Source organism: Geobacillus sp. FSL W8-0026 (assembly GCF_037966255.1).
Lineage (GTDB): Bacteria > Bacillota > Bacilli > Bacillales > Anoxybacillaceae > Geobacillus > Geobacillus icigianus.
In genome coordinates this window covers 3,537,779-3,553,661 of record NZ_CP150194.1, presented here as the reverse complement: position 1 = coordinate 3,553,661, position 15,883 = coordinate 3,537,779, and the positions used below count along the sequence as shown (strand labels likewise).

The following is a 15,883-nucleotide window of genomic DNA, read 5'->3' as shown; positions in this document are numbered from 1 at the left end:
AACGAATACGCTCTCTCCCCCAAGTGCGACCGTTTTGGGGCCGCTTTAAGCAAATAGACTCACATTTCGCACCCTAACAGATAGCAGTATCAGGCGAAGCAGTCGTTCCGGATCCACCGCTGGACGACCCGTTTTTTCCGTGTACAGGGGAACCACCCCATCGTGAATGACGGAAACGTCAACCGCTTCGTTCGTTTGGCGCAGGAGATGATGTGGGGGAACCCGTTCCTCCATGTCGATGACTGGAAACAGACGAGGCTGAGTCGAGGGATGTTTAGGTGCTTTCATGATCTGCTCACGCTCCATTGCAACGCTTCTTCTTCCTTTTTCGACATAAGCCCCCTACATCCCTGCCTTGGCGTGTACTTTTTCACCGGCCTTCTAGAGGGGAGGTGATTTAAGGAAACAGGCTGCTTACCAGCCTCGTTTCTCAAATAGAAAAGCCCTGTCGCATTAGAGCATCTTTCACACGCTCCCCCATTGTTCAAAAGAAATAACCGTTTTTCACCGGCCTTCTAGGGCAATTTTTTTGGGCAAATGATTTGCGAAATTCGTCTCCTCCTTCTATAATTATCTCTAGTTCGAGATATTTGGAATAAAGATAAATGTGTGCCGTTGTGGCAAGCGGCACACACTAACATGCTGAGACATCGAAGAAAGGGAGTATGCATCATGACGAAAGTACTGTATATCACCGCCCATCCCCACGACGATACACAATCGTACAGCATGGCGGTCGGGAAGGCGTTTATTGACACCTACCAACAAGTGCATCCGGATCATGAAGTGATTCATCTCGACTTGTTTAAAGAATACATTCCGGAAATTGATGTTGATGTGTTCAACGGTTGGGGCAAGCTTCGCTCCGGGAAATCGTTTGAAGAGCTGTCTGACGAAGAAAAAGCGAAAGTCGGGCGGATGAACGAGCTGTGCGATCAGTTCATCTCTGCGGACAAATACGTGTTCGTTACGCCGATGTGGAACTTTTCTTTCCCGCCGGTATTGAAAGCGTACATTGACGCGGTGGCGGTGGCCGGCAAGACCTTTAAATATACGGAACAAGGGCCGGTCGGGCTGCTCACCGATAAAAAAGCACTCCACATTCAGGCGCGCGGCGGTTTTTATTCAGAAGGCCCAGCGGCAGCGATGGAAATGGGACATCGCTATTTAAGCGTCATTATGCAATTTTTCGGCGTGCCGTCGTTTGAAGGCTTATTCATTGAGGGGCATGCGGCTGTGCCGGAAAAAGCGGAAGAAATTAAGGCGAACGCCATTGCCCGGGCGAAAGACTTGGCTCATACGTTTTAATTAAAGTTTTCCGCCTCACTCTATGAGCGATCGTCCACTGATCGAACGGAACATCTTTTTTGGATCCGGCTAAGGTGCGAAATGGAGGTGTGAAATGTGAGTATGGTATAATAACCGTATCAACGAGGGAGTGGAGGTTTCTCTTTTGTGAACGAACAGAAGCCAAATGAGCGGGTGCGTCTGCACGCGGCAACTGCTGTATTGGCCGCTGTCTGGTTCGGTTGGTTGTTGCTTTCGGGCGGTTGGAATCCGCTTCCGCCCCGCCTTGACCATTCGCTTGACCTTGTTTTGGGGCTTGCCGCTGTTGTTGCTTGTTGGCTCGTCGCTGTGCAAGGGTGGGCGGTGTTCCCGCATACATTGTCAATGGAACGGTTGATTATGGGGGCGTTATTTTTTTCAGCGGGAGCGCTTTTTTCATGGTCAACGGTGTGGTCGTTTACAGCGACTGGCGTGTCGGCGGCGCTGTTTGCGCTTGCTGCCCGCTTGACGTTGGCCGCGGGTTTTCTTTTTCTGTTTTCGCGCCCGGATGAAGTGATGGAGCGGCATAGCGGACAGCGGTGGCAAGCGTTTTTGGCCGCTTTTGCTTACACAGCTGTCGTCGGGCTGTTCATTCATATGGTGGTGACGGTGGGAGCGGAGGACGGGACAAGCCGCTGGCGACTTTGGTGGCAGGTCGGAACCGGTGTGACTGGCTTGCTTGACGTGGCGGCGGGGGTGCTCGTGTGGCGCCGCTGGCGACAAGGCGGCTCTTCTTCGCTTTTATACTGGCCGCCGGCTTGTTTGTTGTTTGCCCTTGGACAGGCGTTGCTGCTGGTTGGCGACGGGTCACGGCTTTGGGGGCCTTTGTATGAGATGGCCGGCTTCTTGTATGTGGTGCGCGCGATGTACGCGGAAACGGTGGAAAAGCCGTACACCGAGCTGAAGCAGCGCGAACAGCAGCTTGAGATGATGGCCAATGCGCTCGGTGAAGGGTTGCTGATGGTCAATCGGGACGGGCGCATCGTTTGGATGAATCCGGCGGCGGGCCGCTTGATCGGCGCCGCTCCGGGTGAGGCAAAAGGAAAGCCATTGTTTTCATTTGTCTCGCTGGCGCGTCCGGATGGGGCTGCCTGGGATTGGAAGCAGCTGCGTCGCGTTGTGAAACGTTTGAAAAGCGGCGAAGTGATTCGCGTCGAGGAAGAGCCGTTTCGGCGGCGGGACGGCGTTTGCTTGCCGGTCGGTTATACGCTCGCGCCCGTGATGGAAAACGGAACGTTGACCGGGCTCGTCGCCGTCTTGCGCGACATGACCGAGAAAAAAGAAAAGGAGCGGCTTGAGCGCGAACGCGAGCAGCTTGATTTTGAAATGTCGTTGGCCGCCAATATGCAACGGTCGCTCTTGCAAGCGTCGGCTGCAGCCGATCTGCCTTCCTATGTGGACATTGGGGTTCTCAGCGTGCCTGCTCGCGTACTTAGCGGGGATTTTTATCATTTCGCGGTCCACCAGAGGTCGGTGTCCGTTGGGATTGCCGATGTGTCGGGAAAGGGCATTCCGGCGGCGATGATCATGACGTTAATGAAGTTTATTCTAGACCGGACCGTTCATTACGGGACGCAGCCGCATGTGTATCTCGACTTGCTGAATCGGTTTGCCTACGATTACACGGAACCGTCCATGTTTGTGACGATGGTAGTCGGCAACTACAATGAAAAAACGCACGCTTTTTCCTACGCGTGCGCGGGGCATGAGCCGGCGCTTCTCTATAAGGCGAAAACAAAACAGTGCGTGCCGCTCCGCGCCAAAGGATGCGCGCTCGGTTTATTTCCGCAATTTTCCTTTGAAACTCAGTCGGTCGTGCTAGAGCCGGGGGATTTTGTGTTGCTGTACACGGACGGAGTGACCGAAAAACGCAACGCCGAAATCGATGACGGGTTTTCCGTTCTTGCTTCGATGCTCGCCCGCGTCAATCTCGATCAGCCTGCTGCGCAAATCGTTCACGAGCTATATGAGCAAATTCGGGCGTATCACCGATACGAACAAAAGGATGATCAGACATTGCTGCTGCTGCGCCGCCGTTAGTGCCTGTCCGCACTCGGCGGCGCCGTTTTTGGTTCGGCGAGCGATGGTTCGAATGCGGAGCAACGCGCAGCCGCCGTCTTTTCTTCGCCAACAGCATGATCCCTCTTTCTTCCTTCGTTTGGCTTGACGGTGTGAAGATCAGGACGGATGGGCGGCAAGCTGCCGTTTCAGTTTGTCGATTGCTCGCTTTTGGATGCGGCTGATCGTCATTTGTGAGACGCCGAGCCGTTCGGCGAGCGAGCGCTGCGTTTCTCCGCGGCGGAAAACGGCGTCAATGACGAGCCGTTCCTGCTCGCTCAGCTTGTCGATCGCCTGCTGCAAATCCAAACGTTCGATCAGCGCTTCAACCTCATTTGTCTGATCAGCGATAAATTCTCCGATGGTCGTTCCGTCCTTTTCGCTGTCTTGCACGGGGGCGTCGATCGAAACAGGCTGGTAATGGTCGCGGCCGGCCAAAATTTCAATCGTCTCCTCCGCTGATAAGCCTAGATGGTCGGCGATTTCATCGATGGTCGGCGAACGTTCCAGCTTGATGGTCAACTCGTCGATGGCTTGCTGCACTTTGCTTCCTTTTTCTTTCACCTTGCGCGGCACTTGAATGTACCACGCTTTGTCGCGCAAATAGTTTTTCATATAGCCAATTAAGCTTTTCATCGCGTACGATTCGAAGCTCGTCCCTTGGTTTGGATCGTAATGCTCAAGGAGACGCAAAAACGACAACCGTCCGACTTGAAACAAATCTTCGTAAAAGTCGGGGCGGCTGCGCGCCATTTTTCTCGCCGCCGCCACAATCAGCGGTTCAAAGCGGACGAGCAACGCCGTCGCCGCTTCTTCCGCCTTCGTTTGTTGGTAAGCAGCAATCAAGGCGTCAAGCTTGCTCTTGGACAGAGGAGGGGGATATAGAGTCATGGGCATGCTCTCCTTCTCCGCGATGGCGGAATTTCGTCAGGCGGACTTCCGTTCCGCCTTTTGTGCTGACAGTGACGTCGTCCATGAGCGCTTCCATTAAAAAGAGGCCGAGGCCGCCGACTTTGACGTCTTCAAGCGGTTTCGCGGACAGGGGTGCCGCCTGCTTGGCCGCCCGTTTGTAATCGAACCCTTTGCCTTGATCTTTGATGATGATCGACAGCGCGTCGGTGCTTATCTCAAAGCGAAGATGAATGACGCCGCCTGCCCCGTTGTAGGCATGCAGCACCGCATTGTTACATGCTTCGGAGACGGCGACTTTCATATCCTCTATTTCCTCATACGAAAATCCCATTTTGGCGGCCAGCCCGTACAAAGTCAGACGCGCGATATCGATGAATTGCGCATCGGCTGGAATCGACAGCTGTACGATCGTTTCGTGCTCTTTCATGATTGGCTCTCGATCCTTTCTGTCGTGTCATTTGTTTCGGAAAAAAAGTGAGAGACGCCGGTTAAATCAAACAGACGCTGTACTTTGGGCGGCACGTTTTCAATCAGAAAGGGAGCTCCTTGCTTTTTGCGGGTTTTCAGCAGCGCCACAAACATGCCGATGCCGGTGCTGTCAATGTACGTCAACCCGTCTAAGCGGATGACAAGCGTTTTGGCCGCGTCATGGGCGAGCGGTTCAATGGCACGCCGAAACTGTTCGGCCGCCGCTAAATCAAGCTCCCCTTTTATGTATACCACGTGTCGGTCTGACTGTTCGTCATGAACGAGATGAAATTGTTTCTTTTCCATTTCCATTCACCTCAAATGATCGCTCGTTTGTTTTTACGGTCGCATGCTCTTGTCCACCAATCAGGCGTTTACAATGACTATACCCCTATTTTATACTATTTGAAACAGAAAAGGGGGATGATCCGTGTTCGAAAAATGGAAGTCATGGGCAAAGAGGCTGAAACGGGAAATTTTCGTCTTGTATTCGGCCAGCCGCGACCGCCGCGTCTCGGTCTGGCTGCGTCTCTTTATGCTGGCTGTCGCGGCGTACGCGTTCAGCCCGATCGATTTGATCCCCGATTTCGTTCCGGTTCTCGGGTACGTGGATGATTTGCTGCTTGTGCCGCTTGGCATTTACTTGGCGCTCAAGTGGCTGCCGAAAGACATTGTCGCCGAACATCGGGCGCGGGCGGAAGAGCTCGCTAGGCGCGGCAAACCGACGAATTGGACCGCCGGGGCGCTGATCCTGCTTTTGTACGTACTGCTTGCTGTTGGCCTGCTCCGGTGGCTGATTTCAGGGCGCCTTTGATGGCGGGGGCAAAGGATTGGTGCTTTTGGTTGGAAAGCGAGCTTCCCCGATGGCTGCCGTTCACTTCGCTTTGCCGTTGGTGTGTTTTTGGTTACAATGATAAAGGAAAAAGCCGATGGCAAAGGAGTGGCTCAAAATGCCGATTCTGAAAAACGACTGGGCTCCGCTGCTTGAAGAGGAGTTTCAAAAGCCGTATTACGTAAAGCTGCGCGAGTTTTTAAAAGAGGAGTACCGGACGCGGACGATTTATCCGGATATGCACGATATTTTTAACGCCCTTCATTATACGCCGTACGCGAACGTCAAAGTCGTGCTGCTCGGGCAAGACCCGTACCACGGCCCGGGGCAGGCGCACGGGTTGAGTTTTTCCGTCAAGCCGGGCGTGCCGGTGCCGCCGTCATTAGTCAACATCTTCAAAGAGCTACATGACGATCTTGGCTGCTACATCCCGGATAACGGCTACCTTGTGAAATGGGCAAAGCAAGGGGTGCTGTTGTTAAACACGGTGTTGACCGTCCGCCGCGGCCAAGCGAATTCCCACCGCGGCAAAGGGTGGGAACATTTCACCGACCGCGTCATTGAACTCGTCAATGAAAAAGACGATCCGGTCGTCTTTTTGCTTTGGGGCCGGAATGCGCAAGAGAAAAAAGCACGGATTACGAATCCGCGCCATCATATCATCGAGGCGCCGCACCCGAGCCCGTTTTCCGCCGCGCGCGGCTTTTTCGGCCACCGCCCATTTTCGCGGACGAACGCGTTTTTAACCAAGCACGGACGTGAACCCATTGACTGGCAAATCGAAAACATCGGCGCCCGCGCCGAGTGAGCGAGGAGGAAGAAGCATGTCCATTTCCTTTGCCGCCATTGTTGGAAAAATGGAAGATGAGCTCCGCAAAGCGAAGGCGGCTCATGATCCGCAGCGGATGCGCGAACATATCGCCGCTGTTCGTGCCTTATGCGATTTAATGCTGGAAACAACAGCTCAACCGCAGCCAGCCGTTCCCTCTCTCTCAACAGGGCCGCTTGTCGTCGGCGGGCCGATGTCGGTTGCTGGTGGGCTGTCGTTAGGATCCGTTTCCGGCCGGGGGCGCTCCCCTGACATTGATGACGAGGCGAACGGGGAGTCGTTGTTAGATTTTTGAGGGAAAGACAAGGAAAACCTGTGAAGCGGCTCTTTCCTTTTAACACATTCACCGAGAAGTCTCCCACCTCGAAATGGAATGTAGGTAGGAGATGTTCATATAGCTTGTTCTGTTTGGCGCCGGAGGGCAAGAAGCGGTTCTCCGGCCTGAATGCAGGTCTGGCCAGTGGCGCTCCCGATCGCCCGGTTCCATCGATAGGTTCCGATCGATTAGTCATTGGTTGTCATGGAACATTCCCATTGAATTGAGAGAAAATAATCTTCCATTTAGAAAGGCGGGACAGTTATGAAAACATTTGTCCTTCTCGGCGCGCTCAATGCGTTTTTAGCCGTGGCGTTAGGAGCGTTTGGCGCACACGGGTTGGAAGGGAAAATTCCGGATCGGTATTTGGAGATTTGGAAAACGGCGGTGCAATACCAAATGTTTCATGCGGCAGGCTTGTTGGTCGTCGGCCTGTTGCTTAGCAAGGCGCCAAATGTCGGGCTGATCGGTGCCGCGGGCTGGGTGATGCTGGCGGGGATTGTTCTGTTTTCTGGCAGCTTGTACGTATTAAGCGTTACGCAACTCAAGCCGCTTGGCGCCATCACCCCATTGGGCGGTATTGCTTTTTTAATCGCTTGGGTGATGATCGGATATGCGGCGTTGAAGTGGCTGTAACGCGGAGGCGAACGAAAAGGCCGGTGGCGGGCCGTATGGTTTGGCGGAAGCTGACAACGATCGCCAGCTTAATCGGTTGCGGGCCATATCGTGTGGAGGAAGCGACCCGTTCGTATCTAGCGATGATCAAGGGGTTGATCCCCAAAGCGATCTATCGTTCAGATCCGACCAACACCTCGTGTGACAAAAGCGGTCGGTGCGTCTATACCGATGAGAGAGAGGGCTGACCGGAGAGGCGATCTCCCCCTAAAGAAAGACGCAACATCCCGTGTGGCAGGGAAGCGGCAGGCGCTTATATAGCGATAAGAGAGGGTGTCCCGAGTTTTTGGGACACCCTCTGGCATAAAGGGACAGCTTGGGACGCCGCTCAGCGCGGAGAATAGGAGGAAAGCGGCGCCGCTGTCGCACCGGCGAACGGGTATTCGTAGGCGATTTCCCCTTCAAAGGTGACGTAATCGAGGTAAATCATCGGGATCAAATAGCGCGTTCCCGTTTGCGGATCGCTCAAAATGACATGGTCGCGCCCCGCTGCCTCAATCACGCCGCGGAATACTTTCGCGTTCCACTCACGGTTGTTTTCAAACGTCGCATACACCGTGGCGACTTTCCCTTTGTTTAACCGCAAAATGTTTTCAATATACGACTCTTCAAGCGGCAACATCCCCGGAATTGCCGCTCCTGCCGCCGCAGGCGCAGCGGCGGTAGTCGGTGTCGGTGCGGTGAAGGTCGGCGTTTGCAGCCCAAATGTCGGCGGCGTCATCGCCGGAGCGGAGACCGCTTGCGGATAGTACGAATATGGGTACCAAGCTGGATAATACGGTTGCGGATACGCATAGCCGTATGGATACGGCGTGGATGGCTGTTGCCGCTGCTCTTCTTCCTCCGAATAAAAGTGATAGTCTGTATAGTTGGACATAGGAACCCCTCCTCATATGAAAAAATGTCAATAAACGCGCGGACAATCGGATGGAGTCGGCGCAAAAAAGCAGTGTGATTTATACCGGCCGACGTTCCATTGGTTGAACCATTGCGGTGGGCAAGGCTCGCCTTCAGGCGGCTTAAAAAACCAAAGCGCATTGGTGGCGGGATGGTAGCGCCAGCCGCGGATCACTTGGCGTGCCAATCCAATATCAATATCGCGCGCCCGTTGGTAAAAGTACCCTTTTTGCACCGCTTCAAAGCCGCCGGGGCTCTGGAACACCATTTGCCGGATGGAGCGGATACCGCGGAAATCAAGGCAGTCGGCGATGACGCGGTTGACGCCGACGTTGCCGACCATGAGCATCCCAAGCCGCCCGTCTCCTTCCGCTTCTGCCCGCATGAGCCGAGCCAGCAGCTTCACGTCTTCTTCGGTGTGGGCTACAACGGCCATATCGTCACCTCAGTCGTTGTGAATTTCGACAGTAATAGGCTATTGGCGGAACGAGAAAATGGTGACAGGTGGACAAACGGTTAAAACGGAATTTCTGATTTTATATGTATGGGGTAGTTTGCCTGTATATGACCGAAACGAGCACTGTTGGCTAAAACCAACAACGGTTTTCGAATTGGGAAATGACATGGTAAAGCTGTATACACGATGAAATCACCATCACCCTAGAGGGCTGGTGAAAAACGGTTGTTTCTTTTGAGCAATGGGAGAGCATTTGAAAGACGATCCTCATGCGACAAGGCTTTTCTATTTGAGAAACGAGGTTAGTAAGCGACCTGCTCCCTTAAATCACCGGCCTCCTAGAAGGAGACCGCGAGTGCTTGCCGGTCGGCGTTCGCGCGGCTTGAAGCCGGGGGAAATAAGCAAAGGGGCCTGCAGGTAAGGCCCCTTTCTCGTTATACATGGAAGAACGAAGAAACTTGTTCCGCAGGCAAGCGAGTGCCGACAAAGAAAGAGCCAAACTCAGCAAAACGGGCGCTGACTTCGTCAAAGCGCATCTCATAAACGAGTTTTTTGAACTGGAGCGCATCATCGGAAAACAAGGTGACGCCCCACTCAAAATCATCCAAACCGACGGAGCCGGTGATGATTTGCGTTACTTTGCCAGCGTACTTTCGCCCTGTCATGCCGTGAGCGCGCATCAGGTCGCGCCGCTGTTCCATGGACAACATATACCAGTTGTCCTCGCCTTGGCGCCGCTTGTCCATCGGGTAGAAACAAATGTAGTTCGTTTTCGGCAATATCGGGTACAGGCGACGGCGCACTTCCGGAATTTGATACGGATCTTCGCTGCCGGATGCCAAATAATTGCTCAGTTCCACAACCGAGACGTAGGAATACGCCGGCAGCCAATATTCGGCCAGTTTCGTCTTGTTGAGCGCCGTTTCCACTTCATGAAGCTCATCAAGCGTCGGGCGCAAAATCATGAACAGAATGTCTGCTTTTTGCCCGACGATCGTGTAGATGGCATGGCTTCCTTGCTTCTCGTTTTCGGTCGTCTCCCATTGGTCGACAAGCGCCAAAAACTCAGCGATCGCCGCTTCGCGCTCCTCGCTCGGCAGCGTTTTCCACGCGCTCCAGTCGATTGTGCGGAAATCATGCAAACAATACCAGCCGTCCAACGTTTGGGCCGCTTCGCTCATCATCGGTCACTCCTTATCATCGAGTATGTCCATCACTACTATACCATAGTCTGGCCAAAAACGCGGCGCATGGCGCATGAAAGCAAATGTACGGAATTGTTCCAAAAGATGAATTATTGGTTGGAAGGGCTTTCCTTCATTGCGTTTCCGCTGAAAAGAGGTATGCTTATAAGTAGAAGGACAGGATGGCGTGATGACCGTCGCTCTAGGAGGCCGGAGAAAGGGAGCGGTCGGGCGGCCGCACGCCAACCGCGAAAATGAAGGAGGCGTAACTGGTGGCAAATGATTTGTTTGCGGCGTTACAAGCAAAGGTGGCCGGAACGGGACGGAAAATCGTGTTTCCAGAAGGCATGGATGACCGCATCTTGGCGGCGGCCAGCCGTTTGGTGACAGAGCAAGTGCTTCAGCCGATCGTTCTTGGCGACGAACAAGCGGTGCGGGTGAAGGCAGCGGCGCTTGGCTTGTCACTGGAAGGTCTACAGATTGTCAATCCGCGCCGTTATGCTAGGTTTGATGAGCTGGTTGCGGCCTTTGTCGAACGGCGTCAAGGAAAAGTGACCGAGGAGGCGGCGCGCGAACTGCTGCTCGATGAAAACTATTTCGGTACGATGCTCGTTTACACGGGAGCCGCTGACGGTTTGGTGAGCGGGGCGGCCCACTCAACGGCCGACACCGTCCGACCGGCGTTGCAAATCATTAAGACGAAACCGGGCATCCGCAAAACATCGGGCGTGTTCATTATGGTGCGCGGGGAGGAGAAGTATGTGTTCGCCGATTGCGCCATCAACATTGCCCCCGACAGCCGGGATTTGGCGGAAATCGCCGTTGAGAGCGCTCAGACGGCGAAAATGTTCGGCCTTGAGCCGCGGGTGGCGATGCTCAGCTTTTCCACGAAAGGATCGGCTTCCTCGCCAGAGACGGAAAAAGTCGCAGAGGCGGTGCGGCTGGCGCGTGAGATGGCGCCGGGGCTCGTCATTGACGGCGAGTTCCAGTTTGACGCCGCTTTTGTCCCGGAAGTGGCGAAAAAGAAAGCCCCCGATTCCCCGATTCAAGGCGATGCGAATGTGTTCATCTTCCCGAGCCTTGAGGCGGGCAACATCGGCTACAAGATCGCCCAGCGCCTTGGCGGCTTTGAAGCGGTCGGACCGATTTTGCAAGGGTTGAACAAACCGGTTAACGACCTTTCACGCGGCTGCAGCGCGGAAGATGCGTATAAGCTTGCCCTCATTACCGCCGCTCAGTCGCTTGGAGAGTGAGGGGAAAAAGAAAAGGCCATCGTGCGGCTCGCGTGCGCCGGTGAAGAAGGGAGAAACGGATTCGCTCAAAAGGTCACCGAGACCGACCGGATGACGGCAGGAAAGGGTTGAAAAGCTCGCCCTTTCTTGATGCGAAGAGAAGATATTTTTGGATATAGTGACAGAAGAGGGTGCCCTGCGTGTTCGGGACACCCTCTTTCATGCTGAACGGGAAGAACGCTTTTCTCAGCGCGGCCGCAGGTGGGGGAAACGTCCATTGCTGAGGCATTAGTAACGATTGGGCGAAGCGCACTCGTGTAAAGGCCGGCTGTTGTTCGGCGATCCGGTTGCGCAACATCTCCATCGATTGTGCTATAATGGGGGCGGAATGATCAACGTAAGGAGCTAACCGTGATGAGCCATGAATTGTTGCGGCAGCCGAAGTGGAGAGTGATCGACCAGTCTCATTTCGGCCCGCTGTTTGATGCGAAACAGTCGTTTGCGACGGACGACGCGCTATGCACCGCGGTCGGGTCCGGGCGGTCGGATCCGGTCGTGCGCACTTGGGTGCACGAGCATACCGTCGTTTTAGGGGCGGCGGATACGAAGCTTCCCCACATCGCCGAGGCGGTGTCGTTTTTGCGCCGACAAGGTTACCGCGTCGTCGTCCGCAACTCCGGCGGCCTCGCTGTCGTGTTGGATAGCGGGGTGCTGAACATTTCTCTTGTTTTTCCGGAAACAGGCCGTTCCATTGCCGTTGAGCAAGGGTATGAAGCCATGTGTGCGCTCATGGCTGCCATGCTCGCCCCGTACGGCGTCACCATCGAAGCAGGGGAGGTCGTCGGTTCGTATTGCCCGGGCCGCTATGACTTGAGCATCGGCGGCCAAAAGTTCGCTGGCATTTCCCAACGGCGCGTGCGCGGCGGTGTTGCTGTGCAGATCTATCTTTGCGTTACGGGAAGCGGCTCGGCGCGCGCTGAGCTGATTCGCCGCTTTTATGAGCTCGGGCGGCAAGGAAAACAAACGACTTTCGCCTATCCCCTTGTCGACCCGGCAGTCATGGCCTCGCTGTCCGAACTTACCGGCCGCCCGTTGTCCGTCGATGAGCTGTTGGTTGCCCTCTGGCGAACGCTGCAATCGTTTGGCGGTCAGCTGTATTCCTCTGTTCTTGATGGGGAAGAATGGGAGTGGTACGAATATTATTGGGCCCGCATGGTGGAACGGAATGCCGTCGTGTCTTTCGAAAAACCGAGCGGAACGGGGGACGTGGCCGCCGACGTTTAGAAGGCTGGTGAAAAACCGCTGATTCCCTTCATCAATGGGAGAATGATTGAAACGCAGGCCCGATACAACAAAGGTTTTTCTAATGGAGAAATGACATGGTAAAGCCGTATACGCCATTAAATCACCAGCCTCTTAGGGGCGGCAGGAGAAGAGCGGGACTGGCCGACAAATATAGGATGCCGCAAACAGTGCGGCATCCTGTTTCATTACTCGGCGATTTTTTCTAAGTTTCCGTTCGGGTCCATGCGGAACGTCAGCCCCCGCTCTTCTTCCTCTTTTAACACCATTTTGCGCGCCCGATTGATAATGTTGACCAACGTCTCGAAATCTTCCTGAACGGTGGACGAGTTTGCTTGCAACTGTGCCACTTTTTCTTCCAGTTCTTGATTCGTTTTCTTCAATTCTTCGATTTCGCGGCGCAGCCGCTCATTTTCTTTAACGAGCGCCTCCCGCTTCCGCTCATGGGACTGAAACGTTTTTAGGAAGGCGATCACTTGGTCGAGCGTCACTTGTTGCGAAGCGGCAGGCGGGATGACGGCCGGCAGCTGTATCACCTCGCCGAGCTCCTCAAGCGATGGCATTGGTGGTTCATAGAGGCGCCGTTTTTTTGCGCCCCCTTGTTTGGCGAGCAGCCGCATAAGTTCTTTGCGCTGCTGTTTTGCCAGCTGCAGCGCTTCCTCATAGCGATGGCGGACGACCGCATTCCAGCGGAAGCCGCACGCTGCCGCTGTCCGATTTAGCTTGTCGCCGACTTCTTCAAACGCGTTGAGCTGGGTGCTCCCCTCGCGCACATGGCGAAGCACCGTTTCAGCCAACAATAAATCGTCTTCCTCTGTCCAAGCATCTTGCCGTTGTTTCATTGTTCCCCACTCCTTTTTCGATACTAGTAAAAAGGATAGGCAACAGCGTCACTATTTATACATTTCCAGTTTACAGGATTGACAAGTTATGAGAATAAAAGCGGTAAACTTGCAATTTTCCTGCAAAAGGGGTAGAATACACAAGGCAAACGCCACAGAAAGGAATGACGAATGATGGCGAATGAGTTTCGCGTTTGCGACGACTGCAAGGCGCCGAATTTGAAGACGCTGCTGCCGCGCTTGAAAAAGCTGGACCCGGACGCGGTCATTAAAATCGGTTGCCAGTCGTATTGCGGTCCAGGGCGAAAAAAAACGTTCGCCTTCGTCAACAACCGCCCGGTGGCGGCGCTGACCGAGGACGAATTGATCGATAAAATTGCCGAACGGCTGAAAAACCGTTGACTCAATCACCTTCTTTGCCGAAAGAAGGTGATTTTTATGTTTTTTGGCTCTTCACCAAAAGTTGTACTTGATTTTTTCACCACACATCTTACTTATGCAGCCACGAAAGAACAGGAAACCAATCAGACTATACTTGTTCAGAGAAGTGCACCGTCTGTCAAGTACACGTTGTGGTGATAAACCTGTTTTTCGTCAATACTGGAGAAAGACGGAGAAAAAAGTCAACTATTTCTTTACGGCTCGAAACGGCGTATAATAAATGTATGTTCGAGACGGAAGAGGAGGATGCGATGTATTCCGGCGGGCAGCTTGACGAAGAAAAAGTGTTTAAAGATCCGGTGCACCGATACATACATGTTCGCGACAAATTGATTTGGGATTTGATCGGCACAAAGGAATTTCAGCGCCTCCGCCGCATCAAGCAGCTCGGCACCACGTATTTGACGTTTCACGGCGCCGAGCACAGCCGATTCAACCATTCGCTCGGCGTGTACGAAATCATTCGCCGCATCATTGATGACGTGTTTGTCGGCCGCGACCATTGGGACCATAGCGAGCGACTTCTTTGCCTATGTGCGGCGCTTTTGCACGATTTAGGGCACGGCCCGTTTTCCCATTCGTTTGAGAAGGTGTTTCGCCTTGATCACGAAGATTTTACACGCGCTATCATTTTAGGCGATACGGAAGTGAACGCCGCACTTCGCCAAGTGGATGACGATTTTCCGCGAAGGGTCGCTGAAGTGATTGCCAAAACGTATCCGAACAAGCTTGTCGTCAGCCTCATTTCGAGCCAAATTGATGCTGACCGGATGGATTACTTGTTGCGTGATGCTTACTACACCGGCGTCAGCTACGGCTATTTTGACATGGAGCGCATTTTGCGCGTCATGCGCCCGCGCGAGGACCAAGTCGTCATTAAGCGGAGCGGCATGCATGCGGTTGAAGATTACATCATGAGCCGCTACCAAATGTACTGGCAAGTGTATTTCCACCCGGTCACACGCAGCGCGGAAGTCATTTTGACGAAAATTTTGCATCGGGCGAAAAAACTGTACGAAGACGGCTACTCGTTTCAAACGAAGCCGGTTCACTTTTTGTCGTTTTTCGCTGGAAACGTAGCGCTTGACGATTACTTGGCGCTCGATGAGTCGATCATTTTGTTTTATTTTCAACAATGGCAAGAAGAACAAGATCCGATTTTGCGCGATTTATGCCGTCGCTTTGTGCGCCGTCGCCTGTTCAAATATACCGAATTCCATCCGACGAACGATCAAATGGCGAAGTTGATCGAACTGACCGGTTTGTTTCGCAAAGCGGGGATTGACCCGGACTATTATTTGGTGGTCGATTCCTCGTCAGATTTGCCGTACGACTTCTATCGACCGGGAGAAGAAGGCGAACGCCTGCCGATTTATTTGCTGATGCCGAACGGGGAACTGCGCGAGCTGTCGCGCGAATCGGTGCTCGTTGACGCCATTTCCGGCAAGCGGCGCACCGACCATAAGCTGTATTTCCCGGCCGACTTCCTAGAAGACTTGTCGGCGAAGCGAACGGTGAAGAAAGCGATTCTCGAAATTTTAAAGGGTTAGGAGATGACGGAGGGTGCTTACGGAGCATGCGAAAGTGATGAAGGCGTTGGCGGCCGCCGGGGAAATTGTCGGCCGCAAAAAGCTGCAAAAAATGATTTACATCGCGAAAAAGCTCGACTTTCCGTTTTACGAGAAGTTCGACTTCCATTTTTACGGCCCGTATTCCGAAGAGCTCACATGCCGCATTGAAGAGCTGTGCGCGCTCGGCTTTTTGCAGGAGGAGAAAGAGAAAAAGAGCGGCTATGTGCAATATCGCTATACGCTGACCGAGGCGGGCGAACAGTTTTTGCGCCATTACGACTGGGACATGCCGGGTCTTGACGAATGCATGCAGACGATGAACGGACAAAACGCGCGTTTCTTGGAACTGGTTTCCACAGTGCTCTATTTTGAACATTTGTCGAAAGAGGAAGTAAAAGAGAAAATCGCCGTCGTCAAAAGCAAGCAGCGCTATACGGCGGAAGAAATCGAAGAGGCGTATGCGTATATTGAAGCGCTGCGCAGCCGATGCAATCCAAAAGCCCGCGTATAAGCGGGCTTTTTAGTCATTGAAAACCGATCA

Annotated in this window: 18 protein-coding genes and 1 pseudogene; 11 read left to right on the top strand and 8 right to left on the bottom strand. The window is 53.6% G+C overall.

Translation table 11 applies throughout. The features are described from left to right. Positions 1 to 78 precede the first annotated feature (78 nt). Positions 79 to 306, bottom strand: a pseudogene (locus tag NST29_RS17775) (IS5/IS1182 family transposase); the annotation flags it as partial. A gap of 366 nt (positions 307 to 672) precedes the next feature. Between NST29_RS17775 and NST29_RS17770 the strand changes: the two are divergent. Continuing rightward, positions 673 to 1,308, top strand: a complete 636-nt coding sequence (locus NST29_RS17770; RefSeq protein ID WP_033021596.1) for an FMN-dependent NADH-azoreductase — start codon at positions 673 to 675, stop codon at positions 1,306 to 1,308. A gap of 147 nt (positions 1,309 to 1,455) precedes the next feature. Next, on the top strand, positions 1,456 to 3,366 hold the full coding sequence (locus NST29_RS17765) for a SpoIIE family protein phosphatase (RefSeq protein WP_033021600.1): 1,911 nt from the start codon (positions 1,456 to 1,458) through the stop codon (positions 3,364 to 3,366). A 138-nt stretch (positions 3,367 to 3,504) separates the two neighbouring features. Here NST29_RS17765 and NST29_RS17760 read toward each other — a convergent pair whose 3' ends face one another. From NST29_RS17760 to NST29_RS17750, 3 genes are read right to left on the bottom strand one after another with little or no spacing between them, the layout of a single operon-like run. Beyond that, positions 3,505 to 4,275 (bottom strand): sigma-70 family RNA polymerase sigma factor, encoded by a 771-nt coding sequence (locus NST29_RS17760; protein ID WP_033021603.1) that lies wholly within the window; start codon positions 4,273 to 4,275, stop codon positions 3,505 to 3,507. Then, positions 4,235 to 4,723: an anti-sigma B factor RsbW gene (gene rsbW, locus NST29_RS17755; protein WP_033021605.1), complete on the bottom strand. Its 489-nt coding sequence runs from the start codon at positions 4,721 to 4,723 to the stop codon at positions 4,235 to 4,237. The genes NST29_RS17760 and rsbW overlap by 41 nt, the downstream gene beginning before the upstream one ends. Beyond that, complete coding sequence (locus NST29_RS17750) at positions 4,720 to 5,070, bottom strand: STAS domain-containing protein (RefSeq protein ID WP_033021606.1); 351 nt, start codon at positions 5,068 to 5,070, stop codon at positions 4,720 to 4,722. The genes rsbW and NST29_RS17750 overlap by 4 nt, the downstream gene beginning before the upstream one ends. A 124-nt stretch (positions 5,071 to 5,194) precedes the next feature. On the opposite strand from NST29_RS17750, the gene NST29_RS17745 reads away from it, so the two are divergent. The 4 genes from NST29_RS17745 to NST29_RS17730 all read left to right on the top strand — a co-directional run bounded on the left by NST29_RS17745 (position 5,195) and on the right by NST29_RS17730 (position 7,377). Then, a complete protein-coding gene (locus NST29_RS17745; protein WP_033021608.1) occupies positions 5,195 to 5,578 on the top strand; it encodes a YkvA family protein in 384 nt (127 codons plus the stop codon). A 136-nt stretch (positions 5,579 to 5,714) separates the two neighbouring features. Next, positions 5,715 to 6,404: a uracil-DNA glycosylase gene (locus NST29_RS17740; RefSeq protein ID WP_033021615.1), complete on the top strand. Its 690-nt coding sequence runs from the start codon at positions 5,715 to 5,717 to the stop codon at positions 6,402 to 6,404. A gap of 16 nt (positions 6,405 to 6,420) precedes the next feature. Next, the gene (locus tag NST29_RS17735) at positions 6,421 to 6,720 is read left to right on the top strand and encodes a YwdI family protein (protein ID WP_033021616.1); all 300 of its coding nucleotides are present in this window, start codon (positions 6,421 to 6,423) and stop codon (positions 6,718 to 6,720) included. 285 nt (positions 6,721 to 7,005) lie between these two features. Continuing rightward, positions 7,006 to 7,377: a DUF423 domain-containing protein gene (locus NST29_RS17730; protein ID WP_033021619.1), complete on the top strand. Its 372-nt coding sequence runs from the start codon at positions 7,006 to 7,008 to the stop codon at positions 7,375 to 7,377. Positions 7,378 to 7,744: 367 nt separating this feature from the next. On the opposite strand, the gene gerQ is transcribed toward NST29_RS17730, so the two are convergent. The 3 genes from gerQ to hemQ all read right to left on the bottom strand — a co-directional run bounded on the left by gerQ (position 7,745) and on the right by hemQ (position 9,951). Next, entirely contained in the window at positions 7,745 to 8,293 is a 549-nt protein-coding gene (gene gerQ / locus NST29_RS17725; RefSeq protein ID WP_033021622.1) for a spore coat protein GerQ, read from the bottom strand. A 27-nt stretch (positions 8,294 to 8,320) separates the two neighbouring features. Further along, complete coding sequence (locus NST29_RS17720; protein WP_033021624.1) at positions 8,321 to 8,749, bottom strand: cell wall hydrolase; 429 nt, start codon at positions 8,747 to 8,749, stop codon at positions 8,321 to 8,323. A gap of 455 nt (positions 8,750 to 9,204) precedes the next feature. After that, entirely contained in the window at positions 9,205 to 9,951 is a 747-nt protein-coding gene (gene hemQ / locus NST29_RS17715; RefSeq protein WP_339232534.1) for a hydrogen peroxide-dependent heme synthase, read from the bottom strand. A 275-nt stretch (positions 9,952 to 10,226) separates the two neighbouring features. Here hemQ and pta point away from each other — a divergent pair, with 275 nt between their 5' ends. After that, positions 10,227 to 11,207: a phosphate acetyltransferase gene (gene pta / locus NST29_RS17710; protein WP_033021628.1), complete on the top strand. Its 981-nt coding sequence runs from the start codon at positions 10,227 to 10,229 to the stop codon at positions 11,205 to 11,207. Positions 11,208 to 11,600: 393 nt separating this feature from the next. Continuing rightward, entirely contained in the window at positions 11,601 to 12,470 is an 870-nt protein-coding gene (locus NST29_RS17705; RefSeq protein WP_033021641.1) for a lipoate--protein ligase family protein, read from the top strand. A gap of 206 nt (positions 12,471 to 12,676) precedes the next feature. Here the strand turns inward: NST29_RS17705 and NST29_RS17700 are convergent, their stop codons facing one another. Beyond that, positions 12,677 to 13,330 (bottom strand): RsfA family transcriptional regulator, encoded by a 654-nt coding sequence (locus tag NST29_RS17700; RefSeq protein WP_033021651.1) that lies wholly within the window; start codon positions 13,328 to 13,330, stop codon positions 12,677 to 12,679. A 174-nt stretch (positions 13,331 to 13,504) separates the two neighbouring features. On the opposite strand from NST29_RS17700, the gene NST29_RS17695 reads away from it, so the two are divergent. The 3 genes from NST29_RS17695 (at position 13,505) to NST29_RS17685 (ending at position 15,853) form a co-directional block, all read left to right on the top strand. Further along, positions 13,505 to 13,732 carry a DUF1450 domain-containing protein gene (locus tag NST29_RS17695; RefSeq protein ID WP_033021653.1) on the top strand — a complete coding sequence of 76 codons (228 nt, stop codon included), beginning with the start codon at positions 13,505 to 13,507 and terminating at the stop codon, positions 13,730 to 13,732. 290 nt (positions 13,733 to 14,022) lie between these two features. After that, positions 14,023 to 15,321 carry an HD domain-containing protein gene (locus tag NST29_RS17690; protein WP_033021655.1) on the top strand — a complete coding sequence of 433 codons (1,299 nt, stop codon included), beginning with the start codon at positions 14,023 to 14,025 and terminating at the stop codon, positions 15,319 to 15,321. Positions 15,322 to 15,334: 13 nt separating this feature from the next. Continuing rightward, on the top strand, positions 15,335 to 15,853 hold the full coding sequence (locus NST29_RS17685) for a hypothetical protein (protein ID WP_061912368.1): 519 nt from the start codon (positions 15,335 to 15,337) through the stop codon (positions 15,851 to 15,853). Positions 15,854 to 15,883 lie beyond the last annotated feature (30 nt).

What these genes read in the sequence shown, in the direction of transcription:
- NST29_RS17740 (WP_033021615.1), top strand. Translation starts at nt 5,715, where the DNA reads ATGCCGATTCTGAAAAACGACTGGGCTCCGCTGCTTGAAGAGGAGTTT.
- hemQ (WP_339232534.1), bottom strand. Translation starts at nt 9,951, where the DNA reads ATGAGCGAAGCGGCCCAAACGTTGGACGGCTGGTATTGTTTGCATGAT.
- NST29_RS17760 (WP_033021603.1), bottom strand. Translation starts at nt 4,275, where the DNA reads ATGACTCTATATCCCCCTCCTCTGTCCAAGAGCAAGCTTGACGCCTTG.
- NST29_RS17730 (WP_033021619.1), top strand. Translation starts at nt 7,006, where the DNA reads ATGAAAACATTTGTCCTTCTCGGCGCGCTCAATGCGTTTTTAGCCGTG.
- NST29_RS17695 (WP_033021653.1), top strand. Translation starts at nt 13,505, where the DNA reads ATGGCGAATGAGTTTCGCGTTTGCGACGACTGCAAGGCGCCGAATTTG.
- NST29_RS17690 (WP_033021655.1), top strand. Translation starts at nt 14,023, where the DNA reads ATGTATTCCGGCGGGCAGCTTGACGAAGAAAAAGTGTTTAAAGATCCG.
- gerQ (WP_033021622.1), bottom strand. Translation starts at nt 8,293, where the DNA reads ATGTCCAACTATACAGACTATCACTTTTATTCGGAGGAAGAAGAGCAG.
- NST29_RS17770 (WP_033021596.1), top strand. Translation starts at nt 673, where the DNA reads ATGACGAAAGTACTGTATATCACCGCCCATCCCCACGACGATACACAA.
- NST29_RS17700 (WP_033021651.1), bottom strand. Translation starts at nt 13,330, where the DNA reads ATGAAACAACGGCAAGATGCTTGGACAGAGGAAGACGATTTATTGTTG.
- rsbW (WP_033021605.1), bottom strand. Translation starts at nt 4,723, where the DNA reads ATGAAAGAGCACGAAACGATCGTACAGCTGTCGATTCCAGCCGATGCG.
- NST29_RS17735 (WP_033021616.1), top strand. Translation starts at nt 6,421, where the DNA reads ATGTCCATTTCCTTTGCCGCCATTGTTGGAAAAATGGAAGATGAGCTC.
- NST29_RS17750 (WP_033021606.1), bottom strand. Translation starts at nt 5,070, where the DNA reads ATGGAAAAGAAACAATTTCATCTCGTTCATGACGAACAGTCAGACCGA.
- NST29_RS17720 (WP_033021624.1), bottom strand. Translation starts at nt 8,749, where the DNA reads ATGGCCGTTGTAGCCCACACCGAAGAAGACGTGAAGCTGCTGGCTCGG.
- NST29_RS17705 (WP_033021641.1), top strand. Translation starts at nt 11,601, where the DNA reads ATGAGCCATGAATTGTTGCGGCAGCCGAAGTGGAGAGTGATCGACCAG.